At 59.8% G+C, this 10,974-nt stretch carries 10 protein-coding genes; 9 read left to right on the top strand and 1 reads right to left on the bottom strand.

All coding sequences use genetic code 11. From position 1 onward, the window contains the following. Nucleotides 1–43: 43 nt before the first annotated feature. Complete coding sequence (locus tag RTX98_RS17185; protein ID WP_312798032.1) at nucleotides 44–1,936, bottom strand: SurA N-terminal domain-containing protein; 1,893 nt, start codon at nucleotides 1,934–1,936, stop codon at nucleotides 44–46. Nucleotides 1,937–2,088: 152 nt separating this feature from the next. On the opposite strand from RTX98_RS17185, the gene tpiA reads away from it, so the two are divergent. The 9 genes from tpiA to RTX98_RS17230 all read left to right on the top strand — a co-directional run. Then, entirely contained in the window at nucleotides 2,089–2,856 is a 768-nt protein-coding gene (tpiA, locus tag RTX98_RS17190; protein ID WP_312798033.1) for a triose-phosphate isomerase, read from the top strand. 150 nt (nucleotides 2,857–3,006) lie between these two features. Beyond that, on the top strand, nucleotides 3,007–3,531 hold the full coding sequence (gene secG / locus RTX98_RS17195; protein WP_312798034.1) for a preprotein translocase subunit SecG: 525 nt from the start codon (nucleotides 3,007–3,009) through the stop codon (nucleotides 3,529–3,531). 192 nt (nucleotides 3,532–3,723) lie between these two features. After that, nucleotides 3,724–4,683 (top strand): L,D-transpeptidase, encoded by a 960-nt coding sequence (locus RTX98_RS17200; protein ID WP_312798035.1) that lies wholly within the window; start codon nucleotides 3,724–3,726, stop codon nucleotides 4,681–4,683. 140 nt (nucleotides 4,684–4,823) lie between these two features. After that, entirely contained in the window at nucleotides 4,824–6,452 is a 1,629-nt protein-coding gene (locus RTX98_RS17205) for a CTP synthase (protein ID WP_312798036.1), read from the top strand. A 66-nt stretch (nucleotides 6,453–6,518) separates the two neighbouring features. Continuing rightward, nucleotides 6,519–7,412, top strand: coding sequence for a VOC family protein (locus RTX98_RS17210; RefSeq protein ID WP_312798037.1), 894 nt, complete (start codon nucleotides 6,519–6,521; stop codon nucleotides 7,410–7,412). After that, a complete protein-coding gene (gene kdsA / locus RTX98_RS17215) occupies nucleotides 7,409–8,239 on the top strand; it encodes a 3-deoxy-8-phosphooctulonate synthase (protein WP_312798038.1) in 831 nt (276 codons plus the stop codon). Before RTX98_RS17210 ends, kdsA begins: the two co-directional genes overlap by 4 nt. Before the next feature lie 136 nt (nucleotides 8,240–8,375). After that, complete coding sequence (gene eno / locus RTX98_RS17220) at nucleotides 8,376–9,653, top strand: phosphopyruvate hydratase (protein WP_312798039.1); 1,278 nt, start codon at nucleotides 8,376–8,378, stop codon at nucleotides 9,651–9,653. Between the two features lie 65 nt (nucleotides 9,654–9,718). After that, nucleotides 9,719–10,039 (top strand): septum formation initiator family protein, encoded by a 321-nt coding sequence (locus tag RTX98_RS17225; RefSeq protein WP_312798040.1) that lies wholly within the window; start codon nucleotides 9,719–9,721, stop codon nucleotides 10,037–10,039. Between the two features lie 334 nt (nucleotides 10,040–10,373). Beyond that, nucleotides 10,374–10,974, top strand: a 601-nt coding sequence (locus tag RTX98_RS17230) for a thiamine pyrophosphate-dependent enzyme (RefSeq protein WP_416223156.1), incomplete at its 3' end; no start/stop codon positions are given.

Here is a 10,974-nt window from a genome sequence, read left to right on the forward strand (position 1 = left end):
CCTTGCGCCGCCTTTCCGATATAGGTCTTCAGGTCAGCCATGGTCAGAACGCCAGTGCGCGATCAATGGCGGCGCGATTAACCTGCACGCTGTATTCGCCCTGCAAACGAGCGACCAGCTGATCCAGCAAATCATCTGCGATACCGGTGTTGAAGCGTCGGGCCTGCTCCTCGCCGAGGCTTGCAGCATCTGTCGCGACAGGCTCAGAAATCTCAGTGACCTGGAACACGATCTGTGCACCGTCCTGAGGTGCGGGCGTCACTTTCGATCCCCCCTGGCCAACGCTGAACACAGCGGCAACGCCTTCTCGACCGAATTCAACATCATCGGCATCGCGCTTCAGACCACGCTTTGTCTGTTTCTGCTGAGCTGTCTCCGATGCTATCTGGTCCAGCGTCACTGTTCCGTCGGAAAGACGCTTCTGCGCGTCAGCCGCACGGGCGGAAAGCCGGGAAGCAGCCTGCTCATCCTTCCAGTTCTCAACCACTTGATCGCGGACTTCGTCGAGGGTACGATCGCGCGCTGGGGTGATCGCATCAAGGTCGAAGAAGACATAGCCCTTGGCATCAGTTTGCAGGCCTGGATTGTCAGCACCGACCTCTGTTTCAAACGCCTGCTGCAGCATCTGGGCGGAAGCTGGCAGGTCATCCACTACGGAGCCGTCCGGACGGCGTCCCTGACGATCGACGGCATCGATCGTTGTTACGCGCAGATTGAGTTGCTGTGCGGCTTCGGCCAGCCTGGCACCGCCACCGCGGGCGTCTTCAAAGCGATCATGAGCATCTAGAAGGATCCGGTTGGCTTCGCTCAAAGCCAGATCGCGACGGATCTGGTCACCGACTTCCGCCAGGGGACGGACGACCTCAGGCGTGATCTGCGTAACCCTCACCAGCACAGGCCCGAAGTTGCCCTTTACGACGTCGCTGACTTGCCCAGCCGAAAGACCGAAGGCTGCGTCAGCGATGGCTTTATCCGCAATTTCAGTTTTGGCGAGCGTGCCGAGTTGAACATCATCGATCGTCTTGCTTTGCGCCGATACGATCGATTCGAAGGTCGAGCCGTTCCGGATCGCTTCTACGGCAGCTTGTGCGCCGGCCTCATTGCCAAAAACTAGCTGCTCGATCTTGCGGCGCTCTGGCGTCGTGAAGCGGGCTTTGTTCTTTTCGTAGTCGCTCTGAACCTGCTCTTCCGAAACGGAATTGGGATCTGCGATGTCAGCTGGCTCCATGCGGACATAGGAAATCTTGCGGTATTCCGGCGCAGCGAACTCGGCTTTGTTCTGATCGAAATAGGTTTGCAGATCAGCAGCGCTCGGCTCTTCCACCGCGTCGACCAGCGAGAGTGGCAGAACAACGTAATCCACGGTGCGATCCTCTCCGCGGTATAGGGCAGCCGCCCGCATGAATGCGTCAGGCGCCGTCATGCCATCGGACACGGCTTCAACGATCTGCTGGCGAAGCGCGACCTGCTCGCGGTTAAGAAGGTAATCCTGGGGACGCATGCCAGCCTGGCTCAGCACGTTCTGGAACTGCTGGCGGTTAAACTGACCATCAGGGCCATGGAACGCCTGGTCGGAGGCTGTCAGCGCAGCGACACGGTCTTGCGAGACACCAAGGCCCATGGTGCGGGCCTGCTGATCGAGAAGGGCGCCGGCCACGAGTTGGGCGACCACCTGATCCTCGATGCCGAAGGATCGCGCCTGTTCGCGCGTGATCCGGGTTCCGAATTGCTGCGAGTAAAGGTTTATCTGCCGGTCATAGGCGAGACGAAAATCTTGCTGGGAAACATGCGCGTCGCCCGCAGTGATGACGTTGTTGGTGCCCGTTCCGTTCACCAGCTGCGCCGAAACGCCCCAAACGACGAAGCTCACGACAAGCAGAATCAGGAGCAGCTTGGAGATCCAGGTTCCGGCAGCGCTTCGCAGGAAAGTCAGCATGAGAAGTCCGTTTGGCTAAAGATTACAGCCCCAACCGGAGTAGGTGAGGGCGCTTGAAGCGGCAATAGCCCGTGGCGCAGGCAGTGTCGATTGCTTTGTCGCCGTAATTTGGTACGCACGCACCCGCCTGTTCATGAGGTGAGGAGAAGAGCATGACCCCTGGCATCCGTCCGCTGGTCGCGGGCAACTGGAAGATGAACGGCGTGAGTTCGGCACTCGACGAGCTTTCGCGGATCGGCCAAGGCTTCATGCACGGACTGGATGCACAGACGGACGCGCTGATCTGCGTGCCCGCAACGCTGCTATCCCGCGCCTGCGAACGGATCAAGGACACGCCGGTGAAAGTCGGCGGGCAGGATTGTCATGCCAGCGAAACCGGAGCCCACACCGGCGACATTTCGGCCGAAATGCTGCGGGATGCTGGCGCCAAGTTCGCAATCGTTGGCCATTCGGAACGACGCTCTGATCACGGCGAAACCAACGCAGATGTGAAGGCAAAAACAGAAGCAGCTTGGCGTGCAGGCCTGCAAGCAGTTCTTTGCATCGGCGAGACTCACGAGCAGCGCGTGAACGGCGAGGCGCTGCGTGTCATGTCTGAACAACTGACCGGATCGGTTCCGTCTTCGTCGACCGCCCAAGGGTTGATCATTGCCTATGAACCCGTGTGGGCTATCGGCACCGGCTTGACCCCGACTGTGCGGGACGTCGAGCAGGCGCATGCGCATATCCGCCAGGAACTCACGCGTTTGATCGGTGAAGAAGCCGCCAAGGTCCGCATTCTCTATGGCGGCTCGGTAAAGCCTTCCAATGCGCGAGACTTACTGGGTGTCGACAATGTCGACGGCGCGTTGGTAGGCGGTGCGAGCCTCAAGGCTGCCGATTTCCTTGCCATTGCCGAAGCTTATGAAGGTTTAAGCTGACGCGTTGCGTCGTTAGTCAACGGCACCCATATACGGTATCAATGCGCGGCAGGCTGCAGGACTTGGATTGGCCCGCGTTTGCGTGTAGTGAGCCGCCCAATCCTTTTTTGTCGGCGCTAGTCGCCGCCTCCGATATTTCCGGACCCAACCATGCAGACTGTCATCATCGTCATTCACCTCCTGATCGTGCTTGCACTCGTAGGCGTGGTTCTTGTGCAGCGCTCTGAAGGCGGCGGCCTGGGCGTGGGCGGCGGTTCGGGCTTCATGACGGCGCGCGGCGCTGCCAATGCCTTGACGCGGACCACAGCCATCCTGGCCACGGCGTTCTTCATCACATCGCTCGCTTTGTCCTTGCTCGCGCGATATTACGGCAACGATCCGCTCGATATCCTCGACCGTCTTCCAAACAACGTACCTGGTCAGACACAGACCGCACCTGCCGGAAACGGCAATGGTGTGCTTGACCAGCTTGGTGGCAGCCCGTCGACGCCAGCAGCGCCTTCAACACCAGCGCCGGCCACGCCACCATCCGGCGATGCTCCTGCTGCGCCCGCTGCAAACAGCCCGGCACCTGACGCACCAGCGGTTGGCGCACCGGCGAGCAACGTTCCTGCTGCACCTGATACAGAAGGCACAGCGCCTCAGAGCGGCAACACGGTTCCGTCTGGTCAATAAGGTTGCGATGCAGGCTGTGCCCGTATGGACACAGCCTGTTGCAAAGATGCGACGGCACGCCGTTCCGATTACGTGGGATGGCACGAGGTTCTTGAGCCTTCGCTCAGTTGGGACTACCAAGAACGACGAAGGTGGCGTCAGGCGATCGCCTGAGCGCGAGTCTCCTTCGTTTTAGTCAAATCAGGTTTGCCCATGCTGCTCCGTGACCTTGTTGTTGCCGGCCTTTGCTCGGCTGTTGTTTACGTGTCTCCGGCCCATGCTGGCGGAGATCGTGGTTTCGACTTCGCTGGAATGTATCAGCGCAAGCTGGACGCCCAGACGGTGACCACCGGTGCGACGGGCAAGCCCGGCGCTGCCCCTGCGAAGGGTGCAACTGCAAAGAAGACTTCGGCAGCGGACACGAAGAAGTCTGTTTCCAGGTCTGTTCCGCAAACCAACACCGTTTCACAGACTAAGCCGGTCACCCGCACCGTAGCAATGCCGCAGATGGTGCAGCCTGTTTCCACCATGCCGACGGTGGACGTCGCCGTGGAAGGCAACAATGGCGAGTTGCGCAGCGTGCAGCGTCCGCAGGGTGGCTTCTTCAAGACCATCTTCGGCGAAGACGCGCCGCCGCGCTACCTGCCGGAAACGCAGACGCTGGACGGCAAGCTGGCCGCTCGCGCCGCTACCAAGCCCTTCAAGGTAAAGGCCGAGTTCGAACCGCAGACGGTTGCGTTCTCGGGCTATGAGAAGGGTACGATCGTCATCGACACCACTGCTCGTCGTCTTTACCTCGTTGAATCCCGCGATACGGCACGTCGTTATGCCATCGCCGTCGGCAAGGAAGGTTTGGCGTTCAAGGGCACCGGAACGGTTGGGGACAAACAGGAATGGCCGCGGTGGTTCCCGACCAAGGACATGCAGGCGCGTGAGCCCAAGAAATATGGACAGTACAAAGACGGTATGAACGGTGGCCCGAGCAACCCTCTGGGCGCGCGTGCGATCTATCTTTATCAGGGGAAGACGGACACCCACATCCGCATCCATGGCACGACGCAGCCTGAATCGATTGGCAGCGCAGCATCCAACGGTTGCTTCCGGATGATCAACGAACACGTGATGGAATTGTACCAGCGCGTTCCAATGGGCGCTCAGATCGTCGTCCTGTAATCTTTTCAGGCTATATGAGACTTCGAGGGAGGCCGGTTCGCCGGCCTCTTTCTTTTGTGCACAGGGCAGTGACCGCTAAGGGCGGCGACTGTCGATTTTGACTGGCGGAATCGATCCGCAAGAGCTAAGCGATAAATCCCATGGCGCGATATGTTTTCATCACCGGCGGCGTGGTCTCCTCACTTGGCAAAGGCATAGCAGCAGCGGCTCTCGGCGCTCTGTTGCAGGCACGCGGATACCGCGTGAGGATCCGTAAGCTCGACCCCTATCTCAACGTTGATCCGGGCACGATGTCGCCCTACCAGCACGGCGAGGTCTTCGTGACCGACGACGGCGCGGAGACCGACCTCGACCTTGGCCATTATGAGCGCTTCACAGGCCGCTCGGCCAATGCCCGCGACAACATCACCACTGGGCGCATCTACAAGAACATCATCGAACGCGAACGTCGCGGCGATTATCTTGGTGCGACCGTCCAGGTCATTCCGCACGTCACCGACGAGATCAAGAACTTCGTCCGTGAAGGCAATGACGACTACGACTTCGTGCTTTGCGAAATCGGTGGTACCGTTGGCGACATCGAAGCGATGCCGTTCCTGGAAGCGATCCGTCAGCTCGGCAACGAATTGCCGCGCGGGCAGGCCGTTTATATCCACTTGACTTTGATGCCGTTCATCCCGGCGGCCGGCGAGTTGAAGACCAAGCCCACACAGCATTCCGTTAAGGAGTTGCAGGCGCTCGGTATTGCACCCGACATCCTTTTGGTCCGCGCTGACCGGGCTATTCCGCGCGAAGAGCGCCGCAAACTTTCGCTGTTCTGCAATGTGCGAGAATCGGCTGTCATTCAGGCGCTGGACGTTGCCAATATCTATGATGTGCCCATGGCTTATCATGGTGAGGGCCTGGACAGCGAAGTGCTGGCAGCGTTCGGCATCGATCCGGCTCCGAAGCCGCGCATGGAGCGCTGGGGCGAGGTGGCCGACCGCATCCACAATCCGGAAGGCGAAGTCACGATCGCCATTGTCGGCAAATATACCGGACTTAAGGACGCCTATAAGTCGCTGATCGAAGCGCTGGCGCATGGCGGTATCGCTAATCGCGTTAAGGTAAAACTCGACTGGATCGAGAGCGAGGTCTTCGAAAAGGAGGATCCGGCCCCATTCCTGGAGAAGGTTCACGGCATTCTGGTGCCGGGCGGCTTTGGTGAGCGCGGCTCCGAGGGCAAGATCCTCGCTGCCAAGTTCGCCAGGGAGCGGAAGGTGCCGTATTTCGGGATTTGCTTTGGCATGCAGATGGCTTGCCTTGAAGCTGCGCGGTCACTCGCTGGCATCGAACACGCCTCATCGACCGAGTTCGGCAAGACGAATGAACCCGTTGTCGGTCTCATGACCGAATGGCTGAAGGGCAACATGCTCGAGAAGCGCCAGGCTGCTGGTGATCTCGGCGGCACAATGCGGCTCGGCGCATACGATGCTCGCCTCAAGGAAGGGTCACGCATCGCCGAGATCTATGGCGATAGCGCAATCGTCGAGCGCCATCGCCACCGCTATGAAGTGAACATCGACTACAAGGAACGGCTGGAAGCCTGTGGGCTGGTTTTCGCAGGTATGAGCCCTGATGGCGTCCTACCGGAAACGATCGAATATGCCGACCATCCTTGGTTCATCGGCGTTCAGTATCATCCGGAACTGAAGAGCCGTCCCTTCGAGCCGCACCCGCTGTTCGCCAGCTTCGTGCGGGCGGCGATGGCACAGAGCCGCTTGGTCTAAGGTGGCGATCAGTCGGGTTGCGGACGGTGTCTTGAACCCGACAATGATTTCAGGCAGACCGCGTGGATGAGCGCTCAACTTCGTCCCCTCGACCACCTCGTTTTGCCTGTTGGCGATCTTTCCGTTGCCGAAGCCCGCTACCAGGCGCTTGGCTTTCAGGTCGCGCCACGCGGGCAGCATCCGTTCGGCACGGCAAACGCGTGCGTCTACCTAGCTGACGGCACCTTTCTTGAACCACTTGCTGTGGCGGATCAGGAAAGCGCTGCTGAGGCGGCGAAGGCCGGCAATGTCTTTGTCGGACACGATGCAACATTCCGCACCCGCGTCGCACAGGACGGCCTGTCGGCGCTGGTGCTTGGCACACAGGATGCAGCCGCCGACGATGCACGCTTCCGCGCCGACTCAGTGTCGCGCGGCGAGATGCTGCGCTTCTCGCGTCCGTTTACGGGCGCTGATGGCACATCGGGTGAAGCAAGCTTCCTTCTGGCTTTCGCTGGCGATCTTCGAGCGCCGGATGCGCTGTTCTTTACCTGTGAGCGCGTCGGTGTTCCGGCCGTTGATCGCACGCCGCTGACACGCCATGCGAACGGCGTCACGACATTGCAGCGCGTGATCCTCGTTGCGCCTGAGCCGCATCATTTCGAAATGCTGCTGACGACGTTGATGGATCATGCAGAACCTGTTCGCACCGAGGAGGGCTTTGAGGTTCAAACCGGTACGTCGCGGATCACGGTTCTGACGCCCACTTCAGCGAATGCACATCTTGGCGATGCAAGCTGGGATGAAGCCGATCCGACGCTGCAATTTGCGGCAGTGGAGTTTGGCGTTGAAGATCTGTCTTCAACGCGCTCTCTTTTTGAAGCTGCTGGCATCCCGGTCGAAGCCGCAGGCTCGTCGCTCCGCGTTGACGCGGCAGACGGCCAAGGCGTGCCGTTCTTGTTTACGGAAGCAAAATCATGACCATTCCTAATCCGCATGTCTCCGTCGGTTCGGTGACCTTCGGCAACGATCTTCCACTCACCTTGATTGCTGGTCCCTGCCAGCTGGAAACGCGCCAGCACGCCTTCGACATGGCCGGAAGCCTCAAGGACATGGCGGCAAAGCTCGGGATCGGCCTGATCTACAAGACGAGCTACGACAAGGCGAATCGCACGTCGTTGGGCGGCAAGCGCGGCGCCGGGCTTGAAGCCGCCATGCCGATCTTTGCAGACCTCAAGAAGGATCTGGGCCTTCCTGTTCTCACGGATGTGCATACGGAAGAGCAGTGCGCGATCGTTGGAGAAGTCGTCGACATCCTACAGATCCCGGCCTTCCTTTGCCGTCAGACGGACCTCCTCATTGCAGCAGCAGCCACTGGCAAAGTGGTCAACATCAAGAAGGGCCAGTTCCTGGCGCCATGGGACATGAAGAATGTCGTGGCTAAGGTGACGGATTCCGGGAACGCCAATGTTTTGACAACCGAGCGCGGCGTGTCTTTCGGCTACAACACGCTGGTCTCCGACATGCGCGCCCTGCCGGTGCTGCGGGAAATCGGTGCACCCGTGATCTTCGATGCGACTCATTCTGTGCAGCAGCCTGGCGGGCAGGGCGGCTCTACGGGCGGCGAAAGGCGGCATGTCGAGACGCTGGCGCGGGCGGCGGTTGCTGTCGGTGTTGCCGGCGTCTTTATCGAGACACATCAGGATCCAGACCATGCGCCATCGGACGGACCCAACATGGTTCCGCTCGACAAGCTGCCAGCTCTGATGGAACGCCTGATGGCGTTTGATGCTCTCGCGAAGAGCTGACACCAAGGCGCCCCAAGCCTCTATGCCACTGTCTCCTGCGGCTGTTCACGAGCGGCAGACGCGTGGCCGCTGTTGCCTTTCGCCCTGCTTTCGATAAGGACATCCGCAAGATCCAGATCATAGCGGAGAGGCAGCCATGACGGCCATTATCGACATCATCGGGCGCGAAATTCTCGACAGCCGCGGCAATCCGACGGTTGAAGTCGATGTGCATCTTGAAGACGGTGCCTTCGGCCGCGCGGCAGTACCGTCCGGCGCTTCCACCGGCGCGCATGAGGCCGTTGAGTTGCGTGACGGCGGCGAGCGTTACCTTGGTAAGGGCGTCGAGAAGGCCGTGAACGCCGTCAATGGCGAGATCTTCGATGCGATCGGCGGCATGGACGCCGAGAACCAGCTGCAGATCGACAAGGCAATGATTGAGCTGGACGGCAGCGCCAACAAGGGGCGGCTCGGGGCGAATGCGATTCTCGGCGTTTCGCTGGCGGTCGCAAAGGCTGCTGCTCAATCCTCCGGTCTGCCACTTTATCGCTATGTCGGCGGCGTCAACGCCCATGTCCTGCCGGTTCCGATGATGAACATCATCAATGGCGGCGCGCATGCCGACAATCCGATCGACTTCCAGGAATTCATGATCATGCCGGTTGGCGCAGAAAGTCTGCGCGACGCCGTACGCATGGGCGCCGAGGTTTTCCACACGCTGAAGAAGCGTTTGAAGGATGCCGGCCACAACACCAATGTCGGCGACGAGGGCGGTTTCGCGCCGAATCTCAAGAGCGCAGTCGACGCGCTCGATTTCGTCACCGCGTCGATCGAGAAGGCTGGTTATCGCCCGGGCGAGGATATGTTCATCGCCCTGGATTGCGCCGCAACCGAGTTCTTCAAGGAAGGCAACTACGTTTATGAAGGCGAGGGCAAGACCCGCTCTCCGCAGGAGCAGGCTGAGTATCTCGCCAAGCTGGCAGCCGATTACCCGATCATCTCGATCGAAGACGGCATGTCCGAAGATGATTGGGACGGCTGGAAGGCGTTGACCGATCTGGCCGGCAAGAAGGTCCAGCTCGTTGGCGACGATCTGTTCGTGACCAACACCGCGCGCTTGCGCGATGGCATCAAGATGGGCGTGGCCAATTCCATTCTGGTGAAGGTCAACCAGATCGGCTCGCTCAGCGAAACTCTGGACGCAGTCGAGACGGCCCACAAGGCTGGGTACACAGCGGTCATGTCCCACCGTTCGGGCGAAACCGAAGACGCGACGATTGCCGATCTGGCGGTCGCCACCAACTGCGGACAGATCAAGACCGGCTCGCTGGCGCGCTCTGACCGGTTGGCCAAGTACAACCAGTTGATTCGGATCGAACAGGAGCTTGGGCCGCAGGCGAAATACGCCGGCACGAGCATTTTGCGGGCTCGCTGAGCCTGATTGTAACGCGCTGTTAAGCACGTTCCTTCACATTGGCGCGGTAGTAGCGGATCGCGCCAATGTGGACTCGTCAATATCGTCAACGGAACTTTGGCCGGCTCATCCTTCCGGTCATCACGATCGTTTTTCTATCCTATTTCGGCTTTCATGCCTGGCATGGCGAGTACGGCATCTACTCCAAGTACGCCTTGGAAGAGCGCGCGATCGCTTTGCAAAAACAGCTCGATTCGATCCACAGTCAGCGCATTGCACTGGAAACGCGAGTCCGTCTTCTGCAGGACGGTTCGATCGAGAAAGACATGCTTGATGAGCAGGCACGCCGCTCGCTGAACCTTTCCCACAATGACGAACTCGTCATCCTGCGGCAGCACGGAGGCTGATCAGCCCCTGTTTCTTTGATGAACCTGATCTCAGTTCATCGTTATTCTTCCTCGACTTTCAACAGGTTAGCCGCATAACAGCCATGCATTTTGCGCATGGCGGTGCGGCTTTCTGCATGCTAGCGTCTACATCGACCCGGGCATCGGAGCTTCCGAGCCCCGTGGATGTCCGCCAAGAGACAGTTTGAGGGAGTCGAGCATGGCCACTGCCGCGAGAACATCGCCGGCGAAAGCGAAGGCTGACGCAAAACTAGATACCCAGTTCCGCGGAACACTCGAAGCTCCGCCGCCGGCGACGCTCTCGAAGGAGCAGGAACTTTCCGCCTACAAGCACATGTTGCTGATCCGTCGCTTCGAAGAAAAGGCCGGCCAGCTTTACGGCATGGGCTTCATCGGTGGCTTCTGTCATCTCTACATCGGTCAGGAAGCTGTTGTGACGGGCATGAAGCTCGGCATGCGCGAGGGCGATCAGATGATCACGGCCTATCGTGATCACGGCCACATGCTGGCCATGGACATGGATCCACGCGGCGTGATGGCCGAGCTGACCGGCCGCCGTGGTGGGTACTCCAAGGGCAAGGGCGGCTCCATGCACATGTTCTCGAAGGAGAACAAGTTCTATGGCGGTCACGGCATCGTCGGCGCGCAGGTCTCGCTCGGCACCGGCCTCGCTTTTGCGAACAAGTATCGCAATGACGGCTCCGTTTGCGTCACCTATTTCGGCGACGGCGCGGCCAATCAGGGCCAAGTCTACGAAAGCTTCAACATGGCCTCGCTGTGGAAGCTTCCGGTGGTCTACGTCATTGAGAACAACCGCTATGCAATGGGAACGTCCGTGACGCGCTCCTCGGCGGAAACCGTGTTCTCGCAGCGCGGCGTTTCCTTCCGCATCCCCGGTATGCAGGTCGACGGCATGGACGTGCGGGCCGTGAAGT

Origin of the sequence: Tianweitania sp. (genome assembly GCF_032053605.1) — a bacterium.
Taxonomy (GTDB): Bacteria; Pseudomonadota; Alphaproteobacteria; order Rhizobiales; family Rhizobiaceae; genus Tianweitania.

Excerpts from the sequence above, each read along its gene's own strand:
- secG (WP_312798034.1), top strand. The coding sequence starts at position 3,007 with ATGCAGACTGTCATCATCGTCATTCACCTCCTGATCGTGCTTGCACTC.
- RTX98_RS17205 (WP_312798036.1), top strand. The coding sequence starts at position 4,824 with ATGGCGCGATATGTTTTCATCACCGGCGGCGTGGTCTCCTCACTTGGC.
- RTX98_RS17225 (WP_312798040.1), top strand. The coding sequence starts at position 9,719 with ATGTGGACTCGTCAATATCGTCAACGGAACTTTGGCCGGCTCATCCTT.
- eno (WP_312798039.1), top strand. The coding sequence starts at position 8,376 with ATGACGGCCATTATCGACATCATCGGGCGCGAAATTCTCGACAGCCGC.
- RTX98_RS17200 (WP_312798035.1), top strand. The coding sequence starts at position 3,724 with ATGCTGCTCCGTGACCTTGTTGTTGCCGGCCTTTGCTCGGCTGTTGTT.
- kdsA (WP_312798038.1), top strand. The coding sequence starts at position 7,409 with ATGACCATTCCTAATCCGCATGTCTCCGTCGGTTCGGTGACCTTCGGC.
- RTX98_RS17210 (WP_312798037.1), top strand. The coding sequence starts at position 6,519 with ATGAGCGCTCAACTTCGTCCCCTCGACCACCTCGTTTTGCCTGTTGGC.
- RTX98_RS17185 (WP_312798032.1), bottom strand. The coding sequence starts at position 1,936 with ATGCTGACTTTCCTGCGAAGCGCTGCCGGAACCTGGATCTCCAAGCTG.
- tpiA (WP_312798033.1), top strand. The coding sequence starts at position 2,089 with ATGACCCCTGGCATCCGTCCGCTGGTCGCGGGCAACTGGAAGATGAAC.